Origin of the sequence: Candidatus Methylomirabilis sp., assembly GCF_028716865.1 — a bacterium.
Classification (GTDB): domain Bacteria; phylum Methylomirabilota; class Methylomirabilia; order Methylomirabilales; family Methylomirabilaceae; genus Methylomirabilis.
Window position 1 is genome coordinate 51,399 of record NZ_JAQUOY010000005.1, and the last position, 25,608, is coordinate 77,006.

General features: G+C 58.8%; 26 protein-coding genes. All 26 read right to left on the minus strand.

The features are described from left to right. Positions 1 to 2 precede the first annotated feature (2 nt). Positions 3 to 680, minus strand: a complete 678-nt coding sequence (locus PHV01_RS03565; protein WP_337289777.1) for a heme exporter protein CcmB — start codon at positions 678 to 680, stop codon at positions 3 to 5. After that, positions 677 to 1,465 carry a heme ABC exporter ATP-binding protein CcmA gene (gene ccmA / locus PHV01_RS03570; RefSeq protein ID WP_337289778.1) on the minus strand — a complete coding sequence of 263 codons (789 nt, stop codon included), beginning with the start codon at positions 1,463 to 1,465 and terminating at the stop codon, positions 677 to 679. Before ccmA ends, PHV01_RS03565 begins: the two co-directional genes overlap by 4 nt. A gap of 159 nt (positions 1,466 to 1,624) precedes the next feature. Further along, a complete protein-coding gene (locus PHV01_RS03575) occupies positions 1,625 to 2,632 on the minus strand; it encodes an HD domain-containing phosphohydrolase (protein ID WP_337289779.1) in 1,008 nt (335 codons plus the stop codon). Continuing rightward, entirely contained in the window at positions 2,632 to 3,363 is a 732-nt protein-coding gene (gene lipB / locus PHV01_RS03580) for a lipoyl(octanoyl) transferase LipB (protein WP_337289780.1), read from the minus strand. The genes PHV01_RS03575 and lipB overlap by 1 nt, the downstream gene beginning before the upstream one ends. Positions 3,364 to 3,563: 200 nt before the next feature. Further along, on the minus strand, positions 3,564 to 4,973 hold the full coding sequence (gene lpdA / locus PHV01_RS03585; protein WP_337289781.1) for a dihydrolipoyl dehydrogenase: 1,410 nt from the start codon (positions 4,971 to 4,973) through the stop codon (positions 3,564 to 3,566). Positions 4,974 to 4,984: 11 nt separating this feature from the next. Further along, positions 4,985 to 6,241, minus strand: a complete 1,257-nt coding sequence (locus tag PHV01_RS03590; protein ID WP_337289782.1) for a dihydrolipoamide acetyltransferase family protein — start codon at positions 6,239 to 6,241, stop codon at positions 4,985 to 4,987. A 148-nt stretch (positions 6,242 to 6,389) separates the two neighbouring features. Then, positions 6,390 to 7,367, minus strand: coding sequence for a pyruvate dehydrogenase complex E1 component subunit beta (locus tag PHV01_RS03595; RefSeq protein ID WP_337289783.1), 978 nt, complete (start codon positions 7,365 to 7,367; stop codon positions 6,390 to 6,392). Between the two features lie 16 nt (positions 7,368 to 7,383). Next, a complete protein-coding gene (pdhA, locus tag PHV01_RS03600; protein WP_337289784.1) occupies positions 7,384 to 8,355 on the minus strand; it encodes a pyruvate dehydrogenase (acetyl-transferring) E1 component subunit alpha in 972 nt (323 codons plus the stop codon). After that, a complete protein-coding gene (lipA, locus tag PHV01_RS03605; protein ID WP_337289785.1) occupies positions 8,343 to 9,287 on the minus strand; it encodes a lipoyl synthase in 945 nt (314 codons plus the stop codon). The genes pdhA and lipA overlap by 13 nt, the downstream gene beginning before the upstream one ends. Positions 9,288 to 9,414: 127 nt before the next feature. After that, the gene (locus tag PHV01_RS03610; RefSeq protein ID WP_337289786.1) at positions 9,415 to 9,807 is read right to left on the minus strand and encodes a secondary thiamine-phosphate synthase enzyme YjbQ; all 393 of its coding nucleotides are present in this window, start codon (positions 9,805 to 9,807) and stop codon (positions 9,415 to 9,417) included. Then, the gene (locus PHV01_RS03615) at positions 9,804 to 10,670 is read right to left on the minus strand and encodes a PHP domain-containing protein (RefSeq protein WP_337289831.1); all 867 of its coding nucleotides are present in this window, start codon (positions 10,668 to 10,670) and stop codon (positions 9,804 to 9,806) included. The genes PHV01_RS03610 and PHV01_RS03615 overlap by 4 nt, the downstream gene beginning before the upstream one ends. An 18-nt stretch (positions 10,671 to 10,688) precedes the next feature. Next, entirely contained in the window at positions 10,689 to 11,498 is an 810-nt protein-coding gene (fdhD, locus tag PHV01_RS03620; protein ID WP_337289787.1) for a formate dehydrogenase accessory sulfurtransferase FdhD, read from the minus strand. Positions 11,499 to 11,505: 7 nt separating this feature from the next. After that, positions 11,506 to 12,258 carry a VIT1/CCC1 transporter family protein gene (locus PHV01_RS03625; RefSeq protein ID WP_337289788.1) on the minus strand — a complete coding sequence of 251 codons (753 nt, stop codon included), beginning with the start codon at positions 12,256 to 12,258 and terminating at the stop codon, positions 11,506 to 11,508. A gap of 8 nt (positions 12,259 to 12,266) precedes the next feature. After that, the gene (locus PHV01_RS03630; RefSeq protein WP_337289789.1) at positions 12,267 to 12,695 is read right to left on the minus strand and encodes a secondary thiamine-phosphate synthase enzyme YjbQ; all 429 of its coding nucleotides are present in this window, start codon (positions 12,693 to 12,695) and stop codon (positions 12,267 to 12,269) included. A gap of 155 nt (positions 12,696 to 12,850) precedes the next feature. Next, positions 12,851 to 13,312, minus strand: a complete 462-nt coding sequence (nuoI, locus tag PHV01_RS03635; protein ID WP_337289790.1) for an NADH-quinone oxidoreductase subunit NuoI — start codon at positions 13,310 to 13,312, stop codon at positions 12,851 to 12,853. 34 nt (positions 13,313 to 13,346) lie between these two features. After that, on the minus strand, positions 13,347 to 13,892 hold the full coding sequence (locus tag PHV01_RS03640) for an NADH-quinone oxidoreductase subunit B family protein (RefSeq protein ID WP_337289791.1): 546 nt from the start codon (positions 13,890 to 13,892) through the stop codon (positions 13,347 to 13,349). A 158-nt stretch (positions 13,893 to 14,050) separates the two neighbouring features. Further along, on the minus strand, positions 14,051 to 14,353 hold the full coding sequence (locus tag PHV01_RS03645; protein ID WP_337289792.1) for an iron-sulfur cluster assembly accessory protein: 303 nt from the start codon (positions 14,351 to 14,353) through the stop codon (positions 14,051 to 14,053). A 145-nt stretch (positions 14,354 to 14,498) separates the two neighbouring features. Next, a complete protein-coding gene (locus tag PHV01_RS03650; protein WP_337289832.1) occupies positions 14,499 to 15,719 on the minus strand; it encodes an IscS subfamily cysteine desulfurase in 1,221 nt (406 codons plus the stop codon). Positions 15,720 to 15,939: 220 nt separating this feature from the next. Continuing rightward, positions 15,940 to 17,142, minus strand: coding sequence for a 2,3-bisphosphoglycerate-independent phosphoglycerate mutase (locus PHV01_RS03655; RefSeq protein WP_337289793.1), 1,203 nt, complete (start codon positions 17,140 to 17,142; stop codon positions 15,940 to 15,942). Positions 17,143 to 17,203: 61 nt separating this feature from the next. After that, positions 17,204 to 18,415 carry a gephyrin-like molybdotransferase Glp gene (glp, locus tag PHV01_RS03660; protein WP_337289794.1) on the minus strand — a complete coding sequence of 404 codons (1,212 nt, stop codon included), beginning with the start codon at positions 18,413 to 18,415 and terminating at the stop codon, positions 17,204 to 17,206. 82 nt (positions 18,416 to 18,497) lie between these two features. After that, entirely contained in the window at positions 18,498 to 19,430 is a 933-nt protein-coding gene (gene trxB, locus PHV01_RS03665; protein WP_337289795.1) for a thioredoxin-disulfide reductase, read from the minus strand. 1 nt (position 19,431) lies between these two features. After that, positions 19,432 to 19,962 carry an NADH-quinone oxidoreductase subunit I gene (locus tag PHV01_RS03670; RefSeq protein WP_337289796.1) on the minus strand — a complete coding sequence of 177 codons (531 nt, stop codon included), beginning with the start codon at positions 19,960 to 19,962 and terminating at the stop codon, positions 19,432 to 19,434. Positions 19,963 to 19,972: 10 nt separating this feature from the next. Then, positions 19,973 to 20,500, minus strand: coding sequence for an NADH-quinone oxidoreductase subunit B family protein (locus tag PHV01_RS03675; RefSeq protein ID WP_337289797.1), 528 nt, complete (start codon positions 20,498 to 20,500; stop codon positions 19,973 to 19,975). A gap of 143 nt (positions 20,501 to 20,643) precedes the next feature. Continuing rightward, a complete protein-coding gene (locus PHV01_RS03680) occupies positions 20,644 to 20,925 on the minus strand; it encodes a molybdopterin-dependent oxidoreductase (RefSeq protein ID WP_337289833.1) in 282 nt (93 codons plus the stop codon). A gap of 51 nt (positions 20,926 to 20,976) precedes the next feature. Continuing rightward, entirely contained in the window at positions 20,977 to 23,433 is a 2,457-nt protein-coding gene (locus tag PHV01_RS03685) for a hypothetical protein (RefSeq protein WP_337289798.1), read from the minus strand. A 148-nt stretch (positions 23,434 to 23,581) separates the two neighbouring features. Beyond that, entirely contained in the window at positions 23,582 to 25,222 is a 1,641-nt protein-coding gene (locus PHV01_RS03690) for a molybdopterin-dependent oxidoreductase (RefSeq protein WP_337289799.1), read from the minus strand. Positions 25,223 to 25,608: the final 386 nt, after the last annotated feature.

The window sequence follows — 25,608 nt, forward strand, 5'->3', positions numbered from 1 at the left end:
CATTATTCCTCAACCAGCAATTCGAATGTCAACAACGACCCCACAAGAAACAGCACATCAAACGCCGCCATCAGCTTGAGCCAGGGCATGGCGAGTTCGAATGCCTCACGTCGCAGCACGACCTCCGTTCCTCGTACAGCAGATAAAATCAAGGGAATCGTCATGGGGAACAGGAGGAACGGCAGCATGGCCTCCCGCGCCCTCAGGCCCGCCGTCATGGTGGACATCAGCGTTCCCGCTGCGGCGAATCCGAGCGTTGCAGGCACCGTGATCAACAAGAGCTTAGGGAGTTGCGACCAGATGTCCATGTTGTACAGGACTGCAAAGAGGGGAAAGCTTATCAGCTCCACAAGGAGGATCACGCTGAAGCTGCCTAACAGTTTCCCCAGATAAATCGCTTCCCGCTCGGCAGGATACAGAAGCAGGCCGTCTAAACAGTCATTCACCAGTTCGCTCTGAACCGATCGAGCCAGGCCAAGCACACCGGTAAATGCAAAGGCCAACCACAACAGGCCGGATGAGGCTTGCCGGATAAGCGCCTGATCCCCGCCGAGGGCGAAGTTGAAGAGGAACAAGACCAGAAACGCGAAAAAACACATAGCGGTGAGGCTTTCCCGATCACGCCACTCCGCTATGAGATCCTTCCACGCGATCGCCAGGACCCTTCGGGTAAAGATCATTCACCCCCCCACAACTCCCCATGGAGCGCAAAAAAGGAGCGTAACGATTCCAGGCTCACCTCGTCCCGTCCGGCGTCAAAGACCAGCCGCCCCTGTTGCAAGATGGCCATCCGGTCTGCCAGGGCAAACCCGATCGACAGGTTATGAGTAGCCAGTAATGTCGTGGTACCCGCTATTTTTGAGGCCATGAGGAATTCCTCCAGCAGCTTCGACGCCTGGAGGTCAAGGTTTGTGAAGGGCTCGTCAAGCAGCAGGATCTTCGGCTCACGCAGCATCAGTTTTGCGAGCGCAAGACGCCGCTTCATCCCGCTGGAGAAAGTCCTGACCCGAGTTGCCGCCGCTCCCTCCAGTCCAACCTTCGTCAGAACCTCCGATATGCGTTCGGCGGGACGATCCAGTCCCAGCATGGTCGCCGCAAACAGGAGGTTTTCACGCCCGGTGAGAGCCTCATACAGTTGGTGACCGTGAGCAAGAACACCGACAACCCGCCTTACGCCGTCGCCATTCCTATTTACATCGAACCCAGCGACCTGCGCTGATCCGGCAGTAGGCCGCACCAGCCCGGCCAGGATTCTCAGCAGGGTGCTCTTCCCCGCTCCGTTCGGGCCAAACAGAGCCAGGATCTCCCCTCTGGCAACGCGAAGATCAATGCCACGCAGGGCCGGATACGCGCCAAACCACTTGACCAAACCCCTGGTCTCGACGGCAGCCGTCACCTCAGGGAGCCCCCCTACTCCGTCAGTTCTCGCCATTCGAGACCCTGAGAATGGGAGGCCAAGCGCCATCGCGAGCTCCGCTACCCAAGACGCCACATCCCAACCACGGATTCGCGCAGATGGCGAGTATACAGTCGAATAGACGTGCGCACCCTGTTCTCAAAACGCATTTAGTCTAGCAGAGATTGCATAGAGGAACAACCCAAAAGGGGACGAGCAGGGGGCCGCCTATAGTCGCCTTGGCCTCATCCTCTCCAGACCTACGAGGGTCTTACCAGACTGCAACAGGCTGATAAACTGCTCCACCAACCTGGGGTCGCATGAGCCTTTCTCCGATGCCAACTGCATAATCGAAAAGGCTTGGTGGGTGTCGAGTGAGGGCTTATAGGGTCGGGCCGTCATCAGTGCGTCGTAGATATCAACAACGCGAATGATTCTGGCCGCAAGGGGAATCTTCTGTCCCTTCAAGCCATCGGGGTATCCACTGCCGTCCCATCGTTCATGGTGATGGCGAATGATGGGAAGGACCAATTTCAGCGACTTAAGCGGCTTGCATATCCGCTCCCCGATAATCGGGTGTTCTCGCACGATGCGCCATTCTTCATCGGTCAATCCCGTCTTTTTATTCAGGATCGATTCCGATACAGCAATCTTGCCGACGTCGTGCAGGTAGCCTCCACGGTGTAACGCCTTCAACTGCTCTTGGGGAAGACCCATGCTTCGGCCAAGGGCGACCGAGTACAGGGCCAAACGCTCGCAATGCCCGTCGGTGTACGCATCCTTGGCCTCAACGCTCAGGGCCAACGTACACACCACGTCCTCCGCATCTTCTAACTCATCGGTAAACTGCTTGAGCTTCAGAAGAGACCGGACTCGCGCGCTCAACTCCGCCGGGTGGAAGGGTTTAGTCAAAAAGTCGTCTGCCCCGACCTCGATCCCGCGGATTCTGTCTTGCAGATCGCTGAGAGAGGTCACCATCACGATGGGAATCAGTCGGGTGCGCTCGTCCCCCTTAAGCCGAGCACAGACATCGAACCCATCCAGACCTGGCATAATGATATCAAGCAGGATAAGATCCGGCGGCTGGGCTGCTACAAGTTCGAGGGCCTGTTCCCCATTTGATGCCGAGAGAATTTCATAACCCTGTGGGGCCAGGATCGTCTCGACCAATAATGTATTGACTTCCTGGTCATCGACGACCAAAATCGCCGGGCGAGGTGGGCGCTCTGAGTCCATTAACTCATGCCTCGAACGATAGCCGGTCTATCCCTATTGATTATGCTCGCCCTGCTTCTCGAACTGAAAAGCTCGGACAGCGATGTAGGCAGAAGAGATACCCCGAACTCAACCTCGAAACGTTCGATAAGAGCCGCCATCACCTCACGAACTGAGATTAGGCGAGACAACTCCTGCGCCACGCTTGTCGCCTTGGCGCCCTGGATCCCGCAAGGAACGATCAACTCAAACGGCGCCAAATCCATATTGACGTTCAGCGCGAAGCCATGACGAGTGATCCAACGGCTGACGTGAATGCCTAACGAGGCAATTTTGCTTTCACCGATCCACACGCCCGTTCGACCAAGCGAGCGACCAGCAGCGATTCCGAAGTCCGATAGGGTCACGATCAGTACCTCTTCGAGTTGCCGAAGGTATCGATGCAGGTCACAACCATGTTCGGTCAGATTGAGGATCGGATATCCTACTAACTGGCCTGGACCGTGATAGGTTATGTCGCCACCGCGCTCTACTTCGAAAAACTCGATCCCCAGCGCGGTCAGGGAGGATTCCGGTACGTGGAGGTGAGCCTTCTGCCCTGCTCGCCCGAGGGTGATAACCGGCGGATGCTCGACAAGGAGCAGGACGTCCTCCAGGCGGTCCTCAGCCCGAAGAGTCGCCAGCCGTCGTTGCAGTATTAACGACTCGTCGTATGGCGTGAGCCCAAGATCGATCAGGCTACACGTCCGCATCGGTACTGAAGGGGTTTAGGGGCATAACTGCTCAGGTGGTTAGGCTGAAGACTGAAGGCTGAAGTAATTATGTCAAGCATCGTGAAAAGCTCGCATCAAAGTACAGAAGAGCTTAGCAGCGTTTTATACGATCACGCATAATTCATCCCTAAAAAACCTTCAGCCTTCGGTCTATCCACCTACCTCTTCCCTACACCCTCTCATACGTGAATAGGGCGGCCCAGGGCGGCAAGGGCAGCCTCCGCAACCGCCTCGGAAATAGTTGGATGGGCATGAATCGACTTGGCAATCTCTTCAGGAGTGGCCTCCAATGCGATCGCCAAGCCGGCCTCGGCGATCAGTTCGGTGGCATGGGCGCCCATGATGTGCACACCCAGGATCTCTCCATGTGTCGCATCGGCGATCACCTTGACCATCCCCTCGGCCTCGCCGAGGGTGATCGCCATCCCGCTCGCACTGAACGGGAATCGGCCGACGCGTATCGTATACCCTTCAGCCTTCGCCTTCGCCTCCGTCAAACCGATGCTGGCGACCTGCGGGTGACAGTAGGTGCAACTCGGGATCCGTCTGGGATCTACCGGTGTCACATCATCCAGTTTGGCCATCTTTTCGACCGCAACGATTCCCTCGTGCGAAGCCTTGTGAGCCAAGAGCGGCGCGCCAACAAGATCGCCGATGGCATAGATGCCGGCGATACTGGATTCCATCCACTCGTTGACCGCGACATATCCATTCTTTGTCGCGACACCCAACTCCTTCAAGCCGCCTACCTCAGAATTTGCTACCCTACCTACCGCCACCAAGACCGTTTCGCCAGACAGCTCCTTGTTGCCGTCGTTGTTCGATACCCTGACCTTAGCTTTACCGGCCTCAACAATCACCTGCTCAACCTTTGTCCCGGTGAGGATCTTGATCCCCTTTTTAGTCAAAGAACGGTGGAGGAGCGCCGTGATCTCCTCGTCCTCATAGGGAAGGATCGTCGGCAGCAGCTCAACGATTGTCACAGCCGTTCCATAGGCTTGATAGATGTCGGCAAACTCTACACCGATCGCTCCTCCCCCGATGATGATCATGGAGGCGGGAGCCCGGTTCAGCAGCATGGCCTCAGTGCTGGTCAGTATGACCTGACCATCGACCGTCAGGTTCGGCAGCAGCCTGGGTCGCGACCCGGTTGCCAAGAGGATGCGTTCAGCGCGGATTGACCCCTTCGTCTTTCCGTCCGCACCTCCAACCTCAAGTTCCTTGGCTGAAGTGAAGCGGGCCTCCCCCGAGAAGACAGCGACTTTATGCTTACGCATCAGGTACTCAATACCCTTGGATAATCGCTGCGCTTTTTCGCGACTCCGCTTGACGGCAACGCCGAAGTCCGCCCGGAGATTATCCGCGTGAATCCCAAACTCTTCCGCTCGGCGCATAAGAGAAAGAATATGCGCGCTCTGAAGTAATGCCTTCGTCGGGATACAGCCCCAGTTGAGGCAGATCCCGCCCAAGCGATCTCTCTCGATGAGAGCCACACGCATCCCGAGCTGCGCGGCGCGGATCGATGCCACGTAGCCGCCAGGGCCCGCCCCAATCACTGCCAAATCAAATGGTTGAGTGTCCGATCCCATTGCCTCTTCTGCTACAGAACGAGCTCAAGTGGATGCTCAAGCAGCCGCTTCACCTCTTGGAGGAATGTCGCCCCGGTCAAGCCATCCACCGCCCGATGATCGCACGACAGCGTCATCCGCATTCGCTGTCCGACCCGCACCCTCCCATCCACGATGACCGGCTTGCTCTGGATTGAGCCGATTGCCAGGATGGCGGCTTCGGGAGGATTGATGATCGCGGTGAACTCTTCTATCTCATACATTCCTAAGTTCGAAACGGTAAAGGTGCCTCCGGAATACTCTTCAGGCCTCAGCTTCTGGATCCTGGCTCGCTCGATCAGACTCTTCGTCTCCTTCGCAATCTGCGCCAGACTTTTCCCACCGCAGTCACGCAACACCGGGGTCATCAATCCTACTTCAAGCGCCACTGCGATGCCGATATTGACCTGGGAGTAGACGCGAATCCGCTCCCCCGTAAATGATGCATTGACTGCCGGATGCCTCCCAAGCGCAATGGCCACGGCCCTGATGATGATGTCGGTAAAGGTGACCTTGAGGTCCGGCATCCTGGCCTGCATCGCCTCGCGCAACTCCGTGGCCTTATCCATGGCCACCTCAACCGTGAGGTAGAAGTGCGGCACGGTCGCCATGCTCTGCGCTACGCGTTTGGCAATCGCCCTACGCATCGGGGAAAGTTCCCGATCCTCAAACCCGGTCGATGGCATGGGTGGGGCAACCGCGGCGACTCGCTCTGCAATCGGTGGCGTCAACGAGATCGATGGCGTACGCTCATCGACGGCTGCAGCCGATGGTGTCAAGGCAACCACGTCCCGACGGATAACCCTTCCGCCAGGACCTGACCCTCTTACCATCGATAGGTCGATCCCCTGCGCTCGCGCGAACTTCTTCGCCAGGGGTGAGGCCTTGACACGCCCGGGAGCGACCGCCTGAAGAGTTGGAGGGGCCGGCGCAGGAGCGTCTGGCCGAGCCGGCGCCGCGGCTTGCGCAGCCACGCCCATAGCAGGAGGCAGCAACGCCGAAATATTCTCATCCTCCTCGGCGATCACCCCGATCAGGTGGCCGACCGGCGCTGACCCACCCGCCCCAATGAGAATCTTTCGAAGGGTGCCAGATCCAAAGGCTTCCATCTCAATGTCAGCCTTATCGGTTTGGATCTCGGCAATGATGTCGCCCCCCTCTACCCGATCTCCCTCTTGCTTCAGCCACCGAAGGATCTTTCCCTCCTCCATGGTGTCGCTCAACCGAGGCATGACCACAGAAATGGCCATCGTCTTGTCCTTTCGTAAAGACAGGGTGTAGGGTAAAGGTCTAAGGTTTAGGGTATGAAGAAAAGCTCAGGAGGGGCCAGCAATGAAAGAGCGGACCAGAACCTCTGGCTCTTGAGACTATACCCTATACCCTATTTCTCTACCCTTCCTAAATAGCCAGGACCTTCTTTACCGCCGCAACGACCCGTTCTTTGCTCGGGACCTTGGCACGCTCAAGATTCTTCGCATATGGCGTCGGGGCGTTGGCGCCCGTTACCCGCTCCACCGGGGCGTCGAGATAATCAAAAGCTTGCTCGGAAATGATCTCTCCGATTACCGTCCCAATCCCGCCGAACCCTGCGCCGGACTCCATGACCACAGCCCGGTTGGTCTTCTTGATCGACCCGATGATGAGCTCGGTATCCAGCGGGCGGAGTGTACGTGGATCCACCACCTCCGCGAAGATTCCCTCCTTCTCCAACTCTTCTGCCGCCTGCAAGGCCAGCAAGAGCATCGTGGAGTAGGCCACGATGGTGACGTCGCGCCCTTCTCGTTTAATGTCGGCGACTCCAAGTGGGATGGTATACTCACCATCCGGCACCTCGCCCTTGGTCCCGTACAGCAGCTCCGACTCGATGAAGATGACCGGATCATCGTCCCGGATCGCGCTTTTGAGGAGTCCCTTGGCATCCTTGGGCGTCCCTGGACGCACGATCTTGAGACCGGGAACATGATAGAAGTACGACTCCATGCTCTGGGAGTGCTGAGCCGCCAATTGATGCGCCGGACCGCCAGGGCCGCGAATGACCATTGGGACATTGTACTGGCCGCCGGACATATATAGGATCTTGGCCGCCTGATTGACGATCTGATCGACCGCCACCAGCGCAAAGTTAAAGGTCATCATCTCCACAATCGGTCGCAAGCCGACCATCGCCGCTCCAATGCCGACGCCGGTGAACCCGGCCTCGCTGATCGGGGTATCGATAATCCGTTTCGGGCCAAACTCTTCAAGCAGACCTTGACTGACCTTATAGGCCCCCTGGTAGAGGCCTACCTCCTCCCCCATAAGAAACACACGAGGATCCCGGCGCATCTCTTCGCGGAGTGCCTGATTCAGGGCCTCTCGATAGGTAATGATCGCCATGTTCTCGCTCCCTCCCTCAGCGCTCTGAGACGTAGACGTCGGTATGCAGCCACTCCACCGGCGGCTCCGGGGAGGCATCGGCGTAGCGAACCGCCTCCTCCACTGTGGCTCGGACCTCCTTCTCCAACGCCTTCCAATCTGACTCCTTGACTACCGCCTCCGCCATGAGGTGATTCCGGAACAGCAAAAGGGGGTCCCGTTGCTTTTCCTGTTCGACCTCCTCTTTCGTTCGGTAGGTCCCCGGATCCGCCATCGAGTGCCCCCGGAATCGATACGTCTTGGCCTCGATGAAGGATGGGATGCGCTCTCGTCGCGCCCGTTCTACGGCCAATCCGACACACTCTCGAACGGCCAGGACGTCCATCCCGTCTACCGCCTCGCCGGGCATCCCATACGCCTCGGCCCTCCGGTACAGATCCTTGACCGAGGTGGCGCGCGCCACGGCGGTCCCCATGCCGTACCGATTGTTTTCGCAAATATAGACGATCGGCAGGTGCCACAGGGCTGCGAGATTGAGCGCCTCGTGGAACACCCCCTGGTTGACGGCAGCGTCCCCAAAGAAGCAGAGCGTGACCTGATCCTTCCCCTCGTACTGGCTCGCGAAGGCGGCCCCGGTCCCGATTGGAATTTGCCCCGCCACGATCGCGTGGCCTCCCAGGAAGTGATGGGTCTTGTCGAACAGGTGCATCGAGCCGCCCTTCCCTTTACAGAGGCCATCCGCCCGACCGAACAGCTCCGCCATCACCTTCCGTGGATCGGAACCCTTGGCCAGCGCGTGGCCGTGTTCCCGGTAGCTGGCAATGACATAGTCGTCGGGCCGCAACACAGAGATGGCGCCTGTCGCCACTGCCTCCTGACCGATATACAGGTGCAGGAAGCCGCCGATCTTGCCTAAGGCGTACATCTCCGCGCACTTCTCCTCGAACCGCCGCATCAGGAGCATCTGCCGGAGCAGATCTACCAGCTCCTTGTGCTCTAGCTTCTGCATAGCTCAGTCCTCTCGCCCTCGCGCTTCCGGCTGACTTCCTCAGCTTGCCCGCGAGCATGGTACGAACTCCGAACCAGAGGTCCGGACTCCACGTGTTGAAACCCCATCCCCTCCCCGATCACCTTCAACTCCTTAAACTCCTCCGGGGTATAGTATTTCATAATCGGCAGGTGCGCATGGCTTGGTCGCAAGTACTGTCCCAGTGTCAGGATATCGCAATCGACCGCCCTGAGGTCCGCCATTGTCTGGAGCAGTTCCTGCCACTCCTCCCCGAACCCTACCATGATCCCCGACTTGGTCACCAATTCGGGAGCCATCCCTCGCGCCATGGCCAGAAGATCGAGTGACCGCTCATAGCGCGATCCAGGGCGGACCTCCCGGTACAACCGGGGAATCGTTTCTATGTTGTGATTCAGGATAGCGGGTCCGGCCTCAACCACCGTTCTCAGGGCGGCCTCGCTACCACGAAAATCAGGAATCAGGACCTCAACGCTACAGCCTGGAGCAAGCGCCCTCACTCTACGAATCACGGCCGCAAAGATACTCGCCCCCCCGTCGATCAGGTCATCGCGATTGGCGGAGGTCACCACCGCATGGTGAAGCCCCAGCGCGCCAATCGCCCCGGCCACTCGCTCCGGCTCCGTCAGATCGAGTTCTGTCGGCTTACCCTGTTTGACCGCACAGAAACTGCAATGACGGGTACAGGTATCGCCCAGGATGAGAAAGGTTGCGGTAAGCTCCTCCCAGCACTCGCCGATGTTGGGGCAATGGGCCTCTTCACAGATGGTCTGAAGCTGACGCTCTCGGAGGAGTCGTTGCAGACGAAGGTAGTTAGGTGCGCCTGGCGCCTTAACCTTCAGCCAGGGTGGCTTGGGCGAGCCATAAATCTCGGGACGCGAAATCAGCGGCGTTGCCGTAGCCGATTGGAGCACAAATGCCTCGTTTGAGTCCGCATACGTGATTGGTCAGGTTACTATTCTGGAAGGCGGAATATGGGCACGTTACATGTCTTTTTATCATGTCTTAATCTGTCTGTCAATACTCCAAGGGCGCACTCATTCACCTGATCTGGACGATCACCCGCCGCTCACGCGGACCGTCAAACTCCACAAGCATGATACTCTGCCAGGTTCCCAGCACCAGCCTCCTGTCCTTCACCGGTACCATTTCGCTTGGACCGATAATGGTCGCCTTGATGTGGGCCGCTGCGTTGTCGTCGATCCGATCGTGGCGCCAGACCCCCTCAGGGACCAGTTTCGTCAGTGCATCCTGGAGATCTTCGCCGATATTGGGGTCGGCATTCTCGTTGATGGTGACAGCCGCGGTCGCATGCGGCACAAAGACGCAGCACAGTCCGTCTGTCGATCCGTCCTGCGCCACGATTGTCTGGACTCTCGGCGTGATGTCAATTACCTGGCACTTTCGTTCCGTCTTGACGAAGAATTCTTTCATCTGCTGCTCTGTTCGGTCCGGGCTCCGGCAGTAGAAGTGCGGAAGACAGACGCCGTGGCGACCAACTGTTCAAACCTCTCCTCCGGCAAGGCCGGCTTCCCAAGTCCGATTGAGCGAAGGCCTTCAGTGCCGTGGTAGTCAGAGCCGCCGACGGCCAATAGACCATATTCCAAGCGCATTCGCTCATAACGGAATAATGATTCCGTATCGTGCTCCGGGTGATACACCTCCAGTCCCATAAGTCCCTGCTGCACGAGGGATGGAATGATCTCGTCGCGGCCATACTGCCCTGGGTGCGCGAGGGATGGCACACCTCCAACCTCCTTGATGGCATGAATCACTTCGATCGCAGGAATTCTGGAGCGTTCCACGTAGCCTGGCTTGCCGGGAGTCAGGTACCGGTCAAATGCCTCTTTCAGCGACGCCACATATCCGCGCCTGATCATCGCCTGTGCCACATGGGGGCGCCCAACTGAGGGGCCTCGCGCCAGGCTCAAGACCTCATCGGCGTCCAGCGGGAGACCAAGCGCCCAGAGCTTCTCGATCATCCGACGAGCCCTCTCGATCCGGTCGTTCCGGGAGGAGGCAAGAAATTCGGCAAGTCGGTTATCGTCCGAATCAATGAAATGTCCCAGAATATGAACCTCCAGGTCCCCTACATGCGCGGTGATCTCGACGCCTGCGACGACCTGCAGCCCCGCCTGTATGGCCTCCGCCATCGCCACGGGGACACCCGCCAGGGTGTCATGATCGGTGACGGCCAATACCGAGATATTACAAGTCTTGGCAAAGCGAATTAATTGTTGCGGAGAGAGGACGCCATCGGAAGCAGTCGTGTGGGTATGCAGATCAATAAGGCGCATCACGTAAACTATCAGCGATCAGCTATTAGCTGTCAGCTGTTGGATGTGGGAAAGGCTGCTGATCGCCACCCGCTCTGAAAGCAGACGCTCTGGGTGGCTATAGACATTGAACCCTTCGCCTCGGCAGTAGCCGATCACGGTGATGCCGAAGCGCTTGGCCGCGGCGACGGCGAGACTGGTGGGTGAGGTTCGAGAGATGACAAATGGGGTCCGCATGTGGGCTCCCTTGCGCAGCATCTCGGATGAGATGCGACCAGTAGAAAGGAGAATATTCCCGGCGGTTGCCATCCCCCGCAGAAGCGCTTCGCCGTGGATTTTATCCAGGGCGTTATGTCGGCCGACGTCCTCAGCGACGAGCAGCAGGCTCTTGCCGTCGCTCAGGGCGGCGGCGTGAATGCCACGCGACTCCCGGTAGAGATACGCCTCGGCATACAACTGTTTCATGAGATCGAACGGTTGCTCCGGGCGCAGGGTCGCCTCCTCGGGGAATGCTTTAAACCCCTCCATCGGCATGCCGAATGTGATGCCTCCGGTGCACCCGGAGGTCAAGATGCGGCGACGCGGGGGGGTAAATGCCTTGGTCAGTCTGACGTCCGCCACCGCCTCCTCGTGGAAGACCTCCAGCGACCCCACCTCGTCGAGCGCCTGGATGATCCCCTCAAAACTCAAAAAGCCCAGGACCAGGCAATCGAGCTTCACCGGCGTGCACAGCAACGTAGCCAGCTCACACCCGTTGACAAAGATCGTGAGAGGCAGCTCCTCCACCACTGGGATCTCCACCATCTCGCACGATCCGCTGCGGTACCGGACGATTCGATGCATGGACATCGTAATCTTAGCGCCAGAGGGCACTCAGGAAGTACCCGATGCCGTACCCTGCAACCGAGACCAACAACCCGATCCCCATCATCTCGAGCCCGCTACTCCACCAGACTTTCTTTGTCAGGAACGTTTTGCCCGCGCCGGTTGCAAAGAGGGCCGACACGGCCAGGGCGACCGAAGCCGTGAACGCCCACCTGGGCTCGAAGAAGAAATAAGGAAGGATCGGGAGAAAGGCTCCAACAAAGGACGAAGCCCCTATCAGCAGACCCACCTTGAGTGGGTTGTCGAATCGCTCTTCAATCAGCCCCAGTTCCTCCATCATCATCGTCTTGAGCCACAGTTCGTTGTTCGCAGTCATGCGTGTGACCACCATCTCGACTTCATCTGCAGTAAAGCCCTTGCTCCGGTAGATCTGGCGCATCTCATCGCGTTCCTTCTCCGGCGTTGTCTGGATTTCCAACCGTTCTCGAACAATCTCTCGCTGGTAGAACTCACGCTCCGATTTTGTCGAGAGATAGGCCCCAAATCCCATCGAAAGAGTCTGGGCAAAGGCCTCCGCCAAGCCAGCAATAACGATCACGCGTAAGCTGGCGCTGGCGGCATTGACCCCGGACAGAAAACCAATCGTCGTGATGAGGCCATCGTGCATCCCAAAGACGACCTCGCGAATAGCCCGTCCCTTCGGAGAATGCCAGCCCTCTTCAAGTGCAGCAATCCCGGCGCCAGCCTCGTTCATTCGCTTGCCGCTTGCGCGGGGTTCCGCCACCAACCCCCTTATTCGGCCAGTATCTGGAGTTGGATCTGCCGCTCTCTCGGCCCATCCAACTCGGCGAAGATGATCGACTCAAAGGTGCCGAGACTCATCTCCCCATCCACCATCGGAACCACGAGTTGCCGACCGAGCAGGAGGGAGCGAAGGTGCGAGTCGGCGTTGCTCCGATCACAATCAGAGTAACACGGATCGTTGTGACGATAGCCGTCCTGCTTATTGACCAGGCGGTCCAGCAGGATCTGAATGTCATGGAGCAAGGCCTCCTGCCACTCATTGATAAATAGTGCAGTCGTCGTATGAAGGGAGTTGAGGATGACCAACCCCTGCTTGATCTCATACCGCTGAAGCAGATCTCGCACACGCTTTGTCAGGTCCATGAATTGGAGTCGATCCTCCGTAGCTACCGTAAACGTTTCGTGCCTGATTACCATGCCCTCCCTCCGTTGATTTGCCGAACTCTTCACACAATTATCTGCCGCTCAGGATTGCGGCATCACCCCTCCTCAAGCCCAGACATACCGCCGCTTTCGGCCATGGCCGCCTTGCGCAAGCACTGACTTCACCTCCCTATTTCGCTGTGATTCAGCTACCAGTCAGGATGGAGGTCAGGCCGCTGCTTCAGCGCCTCCGCCAGTGGCGTCATCAGACGCTCCTTTCCGTATACAAAGCCATCCCTGTTGGAGGAAGCAAGCTCGTACTGCTTGCCAAGCACAATCGCCTCCTCCGGGCAGGCCTCCTCACAGTAGCCGCAAAAGATACAGCGCAACATATGAATCTTGTACACCTTCGCGTAGCGCTCACCCCTGGAGTGGCGCTCCTGCTCGGTATTCTCGGCTGCCTCAACATAGATTGCATCGGCGGGACAGGCGACCGCGCATAGTTCGCAGCCCACGCACCGCTCCATCCCATCCTCGCCCACAACGAGCATGTGCAGGCCACGGTAGCGAGGCGCAAGCGGAAGTCGCTCTTCCGGATAGGACACCGTCACCGACTTTCGAAAGATGTGCTTGAACGTCGTCGCCATCCCCCTGAGTATCTCGGCAATCATCGTCGCAACTCCTGACGCACCGCACGCGACTTCCCTATGCTGTCCTTCGCCAAGGAAGGTGGAAGAGACCCTGCCTGCTCGGCTGCTCCTTGACGATCTTTTCCTGCAGCAGCATGATCCCGTGGATCAGTTGCTCCGGCCTGGGCGGGCAGCCGGGAACATAGACATCTACCGGAACTATCTGGTCCACGCCTTGAACGATGGTATAGGTGTTGAAGATCCCACCGCAAGACGCACATGCGCCCATGGCGATCACCCACTTTGGCTCAGGCATCTGATCGTAGATCCGTCTCAGGACAGGGGCCATCTTGCGGCTCACGCGGCCGGCCACAATCATCAGGTCGGACTGACGTGGCGACCCCCGAAAGACCTCAGCCCCGAATCTGGCAAGATCGAAACGCGACGCGCCCGTTGCCATCATCTCAATAGCACAGCAGGCAAGCCCGAAGCTCGCCGGCCAGATTGACGACTTCCTTGCCCAATTGACCAAACTGTCCAGGGTTGTCAGGAGAAGGCCGCGCTGGAACTCCTCTTCCTCCGCCTTGGAGTGCGAGGTGTCGATATCCGCCAACTGAGACATATGATGTATCCTCGTAACCGCTCAGGTGTTTAGGCTGAAGGTTGAAGGTGATGCATTGTCTCGCAAGGTACGAATCAGATGCCCGGAGTTTTGCGTACTCACTGCTTCAACCCTAAATGCCTTCTCAGCCTTCAGTCTATCTACCTGAATTGTGACAATCAGCAGCCGCAGTTCGCCTTTGGGTTGGGGTTCTTCAAACTGAAGCCCGCCCCCTGGAGGCTCTCGATATAATCGATCTCGGAGCCGTCCAGGTAGATATAGCTCTGTGGATCCACTAGGACCTTGACACCGTTTGTCTCGAAGACTTTGTCGGCTGCTTGAGGTTGGTCGAACTCCATCTGGTAAGAGAGACCTGAGCAGCCACTTCCGACGACGCGAACGCGCAGACCTTCGTCAGGCGTCGCTTGCGTCTCGAGCAGATGAGCCACTTTCGTTGCAGCCGACTCGGTCAGGGTAACCATTGGGACCTCCTTCTTTCGAGAGCTTTTTGTTGAAGCCTCGGCTCCTCGCTGAAAGGCTCGTATCGTCAGCTCAAAATAGAACGATTTGCTATCGTCTCGATGATCTTAACACACGACGAACCGCATGTCTCTTGCGGCATCTCTCCTAGCATGCGCGGAGACTCCATTGCGTACCTTTTACGTCGATCCCCTCAAGGGCCATCTCGTACAAGGGTGAAAGCGCCCGCAGACGAGCCGCGCTCTCTATCACCCGGGCAGCGACATAGTCCACCTCTTCCTCGGTATTCGACCGGCCGAGGCCGAAACGGATGCTGGCATGCGCCAGCTCTGCGTTCAGGCCAAGCGCCATTAGGACGTACGAGGGCTCAAGCGTCGCGCTGGTGCAGGCAGAACCTGAGGAGACGGCTATCCCCTTGAGTGCCATGAGCAGCGACTCTCCCTCGACAAACTCAAAAGAGACATTCAGATTGCCGGGAAGACGCTCGGTCGGATGACCGTTGAGGTGCAGGTAATCAAGCCCTGACCAGAGGTTATTCCGTAAGCGCTCGCGAAGCGCAACGAGCCGCGCGGGCTCGGTCTGAAGCTCGCGCTCGGCGAGGGCGCAGGCCGCGCCGAAACCGACGCACCCAGGAACATTGAGCGTCCCGGAGCGGCGGCCCTTCTCGTGGCCGCCCCCATCCATCTGGGGGACCAGCTTGACGCGAGGCTTGGTCATCCGCACATAGAGCGCGCCCACTCCCTTGGGACCATAACATTTATGTGCCGACGCTGAAAGGAGATCGACCTGCCAGTCATCCACCGAGAGCGGAAGCTTGCCCACATACTGGGCAGCGTCGGTATGAAACAATACGCCGTGGCGCTTAGCAATCCGGCCAATCTCAGCAATCGGTTGTAGCGTCCCAATTTCGTTGTTCGCCGCCATGATAGAAATGAGAACTGTGTCCTTCCTGATCGCCCCTTCCACGTCGGCAGGATCGACGCGTCCTGTTCCGTCTACGGGGAGGTAGGTGACCTGACAGCCCTCTTGCTCCAGTCGCTTGCAGGTATCGAGGACAGCGTGATGCTCGATCCGAGAAGTAATGAGATGCCGGCCCTTCTCCCGGTAGGCGGCGGCCACCCCTTTGAGAGCCAGGTTGTTCGCCTCCGTGGCGCCGCTCGTCCAGACGATCTCAGCCGCCTTACAGCCAAGTACCTGCGCGACCTGTGCGCGAGCGTGCTCCACTGCCTCCTCGGCCACCCAGCCAAAAGGGTGGCTACGAGAGGCCGGGTTACCGAACCGCTCGCAGAAGTAAGGACGCATTGCCTCGAACACCTCTGGGACGACAGGTGTCGTTGCCAGATGATCCATATAGATGGGAAGGGTCACTGCCATGGCGATCTCGGTCAATTTGTTTGGAAAATGTCTAGCGCGTGTGTTTCGTCGGTCGCGTCTCGTAGCCCCGTTGGCGATGAGAGTTTGAATCAGAGCCTCACGTTTTATTGAGTCTCACTGACTATGAACGCCTTCATTCTCTTTCATATTAAAGATACTATTATACGATTGTCAATTTCAACGTTGATCTCGCAGCCCCAATCTGTTTCTGGCCCTATGCCCCATACTTCTTGAATCTCAGAGCGTTGGCCATTGCCAGGGGCATAAGATCAATTGCCCGCATCGTCCCTAATAGTCCCTGAGCGCACTCTCTTTCGGTGAATCTGCCGACCCCGGCAGAATGAGACCATCGCGACCAGAGCAAGAAAGGGACCGGGTGCCAGCTATGGCCTTTCATGATGGCCGGAGTCGAATGGTCGCCGGTCATAATAAACACATCGGGACGTAACGCAAGAAATTGGGGAATTCGCTGATCCAGCTCTTCCAGCGCAGCAACCTTCGCGTCAAAGTCGCCGTCCTCGCCGGCCCGATCGGTCCCTTTGAAATGCACGTAGAAGAAGTCATACTGGTCGTAGTTCCTGGCCAACGCGCGCAGTTCGTCATCCAAGTCGGCGCAGAAGGGTAACGCCTCCATGCCGACAAGCTTGGCGAGACCGCGATACATCGGATAACAGGTAATCGCTACTGCTCGAAGTCGCAACAGCTCCGGCAATACAGGGAGCTTTGGCGGCGCGGCAAAGCCCCTGAGTACGACCATATTGGCCGGTTTCTCTTCCTTCAGTACTCCACGCGCCTGGTCCAGGAATTGATTGACAAGCTCCGCCGTCCGCTCCGCGCCTGAGCTGATAGCCTGTACAGGAAGGGGCCGCTCGCCTGTGACCAGGGGATCGGAATCGGAGAGGGCATCAGAGAGCCCCTCTCCCCGAAACACGACCACGAACCGATGTTCCTTGACGGGCCTGACGATGACTTCTACCCCCTCGATTCGGATCTGATCGAGTCGACGACACAGGCGCTCGCAGGTCTCAGTTGTAATTCGCCCGGCGCGCCGATCGACAACTCTGCCTTCCTCATCGAGTGTGCAGAAGTTACCCCGACTTGCCACATCGCGTGAACAAAGCTCCAGATCGATGCCACACGCTTCAAGAACGCCTCGTCCGATTTGATATGTAAAAGGATCGTAGCCAAAGAGGGCAAGGTGCCCCGGTCCACTGCCAGGGATAATCCCTGGGCCTACCATATCGATGAGACCGCAAAGGGAGCGAGTTGCGAGGGCGTCGAGATTGGGGAGCCTGGCCACCTCCATTTCACTTCGACCATCCATCTCTCTCGGCAGGCCCCCTAGCCCATCAGCCACTAGCAGAACGATCTTAGAGGATGAGGGAATGGCCAGTTGCTTAACAAGTGTTAGGTCCATGAAGGTATCGCCTCCAGACAGCGCTGCCAGGAAATGGCGCCAAAGACAACCGGATGGATGGTCAAAACAGGAGAACCTCCACAACTTCTCCCTTTTCGAGGAGGTCCACATTGGCAGGAATCTCGATATACCCCTCCGCGTCAGCCATCGAGGTAATGGCACCTGATTCTTTGAAAACAGGGACCACCTCCCCGCCATCAAGGCGGACAGGCAGATATTGATGCCGCCCGATCGTCGAGGTGTATCGACGGGCCATCGGGGCCTTCACTGAGGCAAGCGCCTGCCGGCCCAGCCTTGCCATCTTTCGGAGCGCAGGCGCCAGGATCCCGTATCCGTTGGTCAAGCATGACGTGGGATAGCCCGGCATTCCAAGCAAGAGATGGCCTTCCACAATACCGCACAGGGTAGGTTTGCCAGGCTTGACGGCGATGCCGTGGAACTTCACCTCCCCCATCCGCTGCACCGCCTCGACCATCATGTCCCGTTCGCCAACAGAGCTGCCTCCGGACAGGACGATGAGGTCATACGAGAGGGCCTGTCGGATCGTCGAGATCGCCGACTCCAATGTATCCTTCATGATTGGAAAGATGTGCGGAATGCCGCCGTTCTCGCTAATCAACGCAGAGAGGGTATAGGAGTTGATGTCGTAGATCTTCCCCGGACTGAGCACCTCTCCGGCTAAGAGGATTTCATTGCCGGAAGGAATCACCGCGACCAGGGGCCTCTGATAGACCGTAACCTTTTGGAACCCGAGGGCCGCCAGTACGCCGATCTTACTCGGGTCCAGACGCATCCCACGCTGCAGGACCAGACTTCCCGCCTTGATGTCCTCACCCATCGGTGATGCGTGTTGTTGCGGATAGACAGGCTTGTAGACCCGTACCTTGTCACCGTCGAGCTCCGTATCTTCCACCATCACGACGGCATCGGCGCCACCGGGCATCGGGGCGCCCGTTGCCACCTGGATGCAGCTCCCCGACCGGACGCTGAGGCGGGCGGACTCCCCGGCGTGAATGACCTCAATCAGCTCCAGGATCTTGGGTGAAAAGTTCCCGGCGCCGAACGTATCTTCTGCTTTCACGGCGTACCCGTCCATGGCTGCCCGCGTAAACGGCGGCACATCCATAGACGCGCAGACCTCTTCAGCCAGAACCCGCCCCACCGCCTCGAGCAGCGTCGCCTGTTCGGTCCGCTCTATCGGCTGGGCCGCGTCCATGACGATTCGCATCCCCGCCTCCAGGTCGAGGAGCGCCTTCATCGGTTTCATTGCCATAACACAGCCCTCAGCATTCAGCTATCAGCTTTCAGCGTGCGTGCTCTGGCTGATTATTGCTGATGGCTGACTGCTTATCATCTTACCCTTGGTTTTCCAGATAGCGCTCGGCATCCAGGGCAGCCATACACCCCGATCCGGCTGCCGTGACGGCCTGTTTATAGATATGGTCCTGCACATCGCCGGCAGCAAAGACACCGGGGATGCTGGTCATCGTCCCATGATTCGTGACAATATAACCACGCTCGTCCAACTCCAACTGTCCCGAGAACAGCTTCGTATTGGGGGAATGCCCGATTGCAACGAACACACCATCACAGGCGAGTGTCTCCAATGAGGACGAACCATCAATCCGGGTTGTGATGCCGGTCACCTTCCCTTGCGACGGGTCAAGAATCTCAACAATCCTTCGGTTCCACAAGACCTCGATCTTCGGATTCGCGAAGATCCGCTCTTGCATGATCTTCGACGCCCGAAGTTTATCCCGCCGATGGATCAGTGTCACCTTCGTCGCAAACTTCGTCAGGAAAAGCGCCTCCTCAACCGCCGAGTCGCCCCCACCGACAATAGCCACCTGCTGATCCCTGAAAAAGAACCCGTCGCACGTGGCGCAGGTCGAGACCCCATGTCCCAGTAGCTTGCGTTCCGATTCAAGACCCAGCAGATTCGCTGAAGCCCCCGTCGCGACGATCAGCGCCCTGGTCTGACGTACGTCATTCTCCACCATCAGGGTAAACGGGTTGCTGCTCAGGTCGCTGGCTGTAACATCTCCCTTCACAAACCTCGCGCCGAACCGCTCCGCCTGCTGTCGCATCCGTGAGATCAGATCCGGCCCCATGAGTCCATCGGGGTATCCCGGGTAGTTCTCGACCAGCGTCGTCAGGACTAATTGCCCGCCGGTCTCGTTCCCTTCAATAACCAGGGGACGCAGATTGGCTCGAGCAGTATAGAGGGCCGCCGTCAGGCCCGCCGGGCCTGAACCAAGAATGATGACGTCTTCCGCTGGAGTGCCCATGTTAAGAAGTGGGCGCCGCAGCCGCTGCCTCTACCTTTTCGGGCTCAGGCGCCGGGGCCGGCGCAGGCGGTCTTTCGGGGGTCGTCGGAGAGGGGTAGAAGCGCTCCGCCGTCAGGGCCTTCAGATCGAAGACCAGGCCGCTGCGCGCATCGGAGCTGAGTTCACCGATCCTCGTCCACATCGTAATCGCGTCGAAGGGGCACACCTCGACGCAGAGGTTGCAGTACATGCAAAGGTTGTGGTCGATGGTAAAGGCCGACGGGTGGCGGTTCTTGCCTTTACCGGTCCCGGTAAGCTCGATGCAGCGAGTGGGACAGATCCTGGCGCACGCCTCGCAGGCGGTACACTTGAGCTGCCCGGTCGTCTCATCGATTCTGAGCACGTGGCGGTTCAACGCGCGCAACGGTTGCGTCCGATGCTCATCGGGGTACTGGACGGTGATCGCGGGAGTAAAGAGGTAGCGGAGCGTCACCCACAGGGAGCGCGCGATGCTCGCGCTGCCGCCGAAAAGATCTGTAAAGTAGCGTCCCATAGTGTCCTCCTCAGGCAGCCACCAGGGGCTCCGGCAAGGTCGGCCGGCCACCCGGTTTACTGCGCTCGCCACGGGTGATCTGCTCCTGGAGGGTGAGGATACCGAAGATGAGCGCCTCAGGGGTAGGGGGACAGCCGGGGACGTAGACGTCGACCGGAACGAGCAGGTCTACCCCCTTGACGACGTGATAGGTGTCATAGTAGAAGGGGCCGCCGGAGATGGCGCAGGCGCCCATAGCGATCACCCACTTGGGGTCGGGCATCTGCTCATAGAGCGTCTTAATCCGAGGAGCCATCTTCTCGGTAACGGTCCCGGCTACGATCATGACATCGGACTGGCGCGGCGATGGGCGAAAGACCCCCGCCCCCAAACGGTCAAGATCGAAGCGGGAAGCGCCGGTGGCCATCATCTCGATCGCGCAGCATGCCAAGCCGAAGGTCATCGGCCAAGGAGAGGATTTACGGGCCCAGTTGAAGAGCCACTCGACCGTCGTCGTCACGACGTTCGGGTCGACTTGTCTGTTATCGAACAATCCCATCAGTAGTCTCCTTCGTATGTAAGCAGTCAGTAACTAGTCAGGCGGTTAGGCTAAAGTATATCAAGCTAACGCTCACACCACACTCCGGTAAGAGCTTTTATGGCAGCTCTAAGCGCTCTTGCGCTATTCGCCCCTAACAACCTTCAGTCTTCAGCCTTCGGTCTATCCCCATACAACGGCGTTCCGAACTCACCGACACTCTCGTACGTTATGCCTGCGTATGCCGACACCGATCGGGCGAGTTCATTCCATACCGCTTCTGTGTTCCCTTCCATGAGGGGAAGTTCCAGTTGACATGCGAGGCGCTGAACCCGTCCCGTAACATTTGTGAACGTCCCCTCCTTTTCGTAAAAGCTCAATCCTGGAAGGACAACATGCGCCAGCTTTGCCGTCGCTGTCAAGAATAAATCGTGAGCGACCAGCAGCTAAGTGATCGGAGGGGAGCCCTGTCCCCCTCGCGAAGCCTCACCTGGGGTCTACTTCGGCGGCAGCGTCCGGCTATCCAGGAGCGAGCGCCGTGAGGCGGGCCCGCTCATCACCCTGGCCGGCTCGGCGGGCGAACCGGGGATGTTTTCCGTGAGGATATTATGCGTCTCCCCCGTCTCCCCGAGGACAAAGGTCTCGTCGACCACCTTGATGTCGTTGAAGAACACCTCAGCGTGGACCGTCGCGGCGCCCTTGTCGTGGTCGCTGAAGTAATGGGCGAAGAGCCGGTAGTTGCCCGGCCCGATCGGATGGTCGAAGCTGATGTTCTCCTCGGTGCAGGAGGTGATGCAGTCCCGGTCCAGCGTCGCCCAGCCGGGGTCCCGGTTGTAGTAGGCGACGTCCTGCCCAGCCGGAGGCGCCAAGTGGAAGTCCACATCTGCCCCTAGTGGCGTCCAGGTAATCCGTCCGTGGATGGTCCGCGCGGTGAGGGTCATCAGGTTACTGATCCAGACCGACCCCTCCGGGACCTCGGGATCGCCAGTGCTCGTCCCTTCCACGTACCACTTGTACACGGTGTCAGGGGTACCACCGGCGAGGACCGCCAACCAGTCGGTGTCAGTCGGCGTGAAGGAAGTCTCGCCGATCGGTACGTCGAATATGAACTTGTGGAGATGGAAGTCGTCCCGCGAGATGACGATCCGGAACTTATTGTTTCGGTGGTTCGCGCTCGGGTCGCCGTTCGCAACCCATTCGAACTTAGACCCTACCCCGCCGGCCACCTTGGCCCCGTTGGAGGGCGCCGTCGCCCGCGGGGCTATGTTATTGATCACGAGCGGCTTGGTGTAGTCGAAGACCACCAGGTTGTCGGCACCGAAGAAGTTCCGCACCCCGGTCCATACGCGGTCAACCCGATCACAGGGATTACACGGGAGCAGGGTGTTGATGGCATTCCACAGCAGTTGCGGGCCGACCCCGGCAATCGAGTCGATCACCTGATCCCCGTCCTGGTTGGTGTCCAGGAAGTCCCACAGCATGGCGAGGACCGAGTTCTCCGATCCGAACCCCTCGTTCGAGTCTGGGGTTTCGGCTGAGTAATCGAGGATGAAATTCTCGGTCGTCGTGTACCTACCGTCCCCAATCCGGGCGAGCGTGGCCGGAAAAGGGAAGCCCGGGTCGGCCGGCTGGTTCTGGAGCGCCAGTGAGAAGTAGGTGGCGAGACCCTCGCTCCAGGCGAGCCGCATCCCCTCATCCCGATTCCGAGGAGAACAAGTGGCACAGGGGAGTTGCCCAATAGCAGACCCGCCGCTGTGACTGCCGCCGGGGTTGTTGTCGATCGGCCGGAGGGCGGCCCGGTTCGTGCCAAAATGGGTGAACTCGTGGCCGAGGACATCCCAGGCGAACGCGCGCTCGCGGGTGATGACCATCTGCTGCGTATTGGGGTTGTAGAACGAGACGGTGCCGTCGGTACGCGGATAGTTCGTCAGCGCCTGCTGCATGTTGTGGCCGATAAGTCCCGTGAACTGAAACCAGAAGGTCAACATTGCGTCATACACGGCCATGATGCGGGCACTACGATCAGCATCCGTGTCGGGGCTAGGCGCGCCGGGCGAGCCCAGTACCGGGCGGCCGGTCTGGATGTTCTGCGTCATCGAGTGGGCTATGGGAAGGACGCCCGTTTGGAGGAGGTAGCGGAGATTTGACTGGCCAGACGGAAAGACGGCAACCCGGGTGTTGTCGACGTCCTGGGCAAAGATCTTGATGATAACCGAGTTCGTAGGGGTATTCACGGTCGCCGAGTAGGCGCCGGCGTCGTTGGTGCTGGTCTGGACGCCGAGGTAGTTGTCGGTCCCGTCGTAGAACGCAACCAGGGCGCGCCTCACGGGAAAGAAGTGGCCGTCCGGGTCCTGCCACTGGACGGTGCCGCTTACGGTCCCCGACTCCATCCGCGGATCAGGGACCGCCCGGGCTTCCCCCGGCCGGAGTGGGGGCGGCGGCTCGGCGACGCCCACCACGACCTCGCCAACCGCAGCGGGCTCCCGAAGCCATTCCCCGGGATGAGGCTCGATGCTCAGATGCGCGGCGCCGGCAGTGACCGTGACGTAGAGGACGGTACCGGTCACCTGCTCCTGCCCATTCACCAGCCGGTTCGTAACCCGGGCGCCGAGCGTGCACTCGCCGCTGCCAGTAAATTGAACGGAGACCGGAATGTCCAGGACCGCGCCGCGGGCGAGCGAGCCAGACCAGCGGCCCAAGCCGCCGACCACCTGAACCATGGGAGCGGGCAGGATCTCGGCCGTCACATCGACCGCATCTGCGTTGGCCGTCAGGCGGAGGACCAGGTCTACGGTGACGCCGGTGCTGACCGTGGTCGGCGCGCCTTCAAAGCTCGCCGTCACGACCGGCTGGGGCTCCTGGGCAGCCGTCGGGCTCGCAGCCAGACCGATCAGCGCCAGCAGCAGCAGCCCGCTGGCAGCGACCCAGGCCCTACTCAGATCGAACAATCCCATCAGTAGTCTCCTTCGTATGTAAGCAGTCAGTAACTAGTCAGGCGGTTAGGCTAAAGTATATCAAACATCGTGTTACGCTCACACCACACTCCGGTAAGAGCTTTTATGGCGCTCTAAGCGCTCTTGCGCTATTCGCCCCTAACAACCTTCAGTCTTCAGCCTTCGGTCTATCCCCATACAACGGCGTTCCGAACTCACCGACACTCTCGTACGTTATGCCTGCGTATGCCGACACCGATCGGGCGAGTTCATTCCATACCGCTTCTGTGTTCCCTTCCATGAGGGGAAGTTCCAGTTGACATGCGAGGCGCTGGAGGATCTCGACAAGCGGAATCGCGTGACCAAATGGTTCCAGCGCCGGCTGAAGGCGCTGAACCCGTCCCGCGACATTTGTGAACGTCCCTTCTTTTTCGTAAAAGCTCAATCCTGGAAGGACAACATGCGCCAGCTTTACCGTCGCTGTCAAGAATAAATCGTGAGCGACCAGCAGTTCCAGCTTCTTGAGCGACTCTGCAACGGCGAGTTCCCCGGACAGCGCAGTCACCAGATCCTCCTCAAAGACGAGCAAGGCGGCCAACCGACCTTCGGTTGCAGCGTGGAGCATCTCTCTGGTCCCCATCCCTTGGGTCTTGGGAAGCAGTCCCAGGGCGCGCATCCCGACCGAGTTGGGATACTTATCGGTCCGCCGAAGCAGGTGATCTTCCGACACATCGCCCCCAGGCTCCTGAGATCGCCTCACCCGGTAATCTATGTGTGGAATGCCAAGTCTGCCTCCAAACAGTTGTCGAATGAGGAACGCCTCCTCGTTGGTCAGCCGTGCTGATGCGATCACGCCAACGGCCTCGGCTCCCTTCTCCCGGAGAATTCTGGCGAGGTCGTCGGCAATACGACCGATCGCCTCGTTCCAATTCACCGGCAGCAACGCACCATCTCGTTGCACCAATGGCCTCTCGATCCGTCCCGGGTCTCCAGCAAAATGAAACTCGAATCGGCCTTCGTCACAGATCCAATGTCCGTTGACCTCATTGTTCACTCTGGGGCGGATGCGGAGCATCTGCCGGCCCCGCTCCTTATGCCGAACATCCACCGTAATGTTGCACCCGGCGCTGCACAACCCGCATATCGACGGAACCTGTGTGACCAGATCCCATGGCCTTGCGGCAAAGCGATAGTCCCGGCTTGTCAGTGCCCCTACCGGACAGAGGTCGATTACGTTTCCCGAGTAGCTGTTATCCAGGCTCTGACCAGGGAAGAGGCCGATCTCAGATCGGTCGCCACGGCCGAACACGCCCAGCTCTGAGGTGCCCGTCACATTCTGGCAAAATCGGACACAGCGCGTACAGAGGATGCACCGTTCCGCATCGAAGATGATAAATGGGCCGATCGGCTGGTGCTTAATCCGATGGATCTTCTGCTCGATGAAGCGGCTTTCACCGGGGCCGTATCTGAGCGTGTAGTTCTGAAGCGGGCACTCTCCGCCTTTGTCGCACACGGGACAATCGAGTGGGTGGTTCAGCAACAGAAACTCGAGTACCGCATTCCTGGCCTTCTTCACGCGTTCGGAAGCCGTGAAGACCTCCATCCCATCCGCAACGGGGGTGGCGCACGAAATCACCAGCTTTGGGATTCCCTGCACCTCCACCTGGCACATCCGGCAACTGCCCACGACGCGGAGCTTCGGATGATAGCAGAAATGCGGGATCTCGCGACCGGTCTGTAGAACCGCCTCGAGAATCGACGTCCCGGCGGAAACCTGCACCGGCCTTCCATCAACAATCAGCTCAACCAAACTAATACCCCATGAGGCTAGGCCTCACCGCAGCGTAGAAAAACACCAAGGGAAGCTGTCAGCACCGGGCACCAAAGGCTGAAGGTAGATAGACTAAAGGTGTTACCGATTCTTCAGCCTTCGGTCTTCAGTCTAAACACCTGCTTTGAGTGCCGACTGCTGAATGCTCTTTTCTAACTAAACTATAGTAGAGCCCCCCAGACACTGTCAACTGCAAAGCAGCGCATTCTACACGCCTCGCCTGCCTTTCCCATCCCGGCTTTCGCCTTGACTTCGCGTCACACGAAGGCTATCGTTAGGATGGTAAGAAGAGGCGACAAGAAGGCGAGGCGGAAAGGGGAAAGACCTCGCGTTATAGAGCACTCCGGTGTCAAGATCGGGAGGCT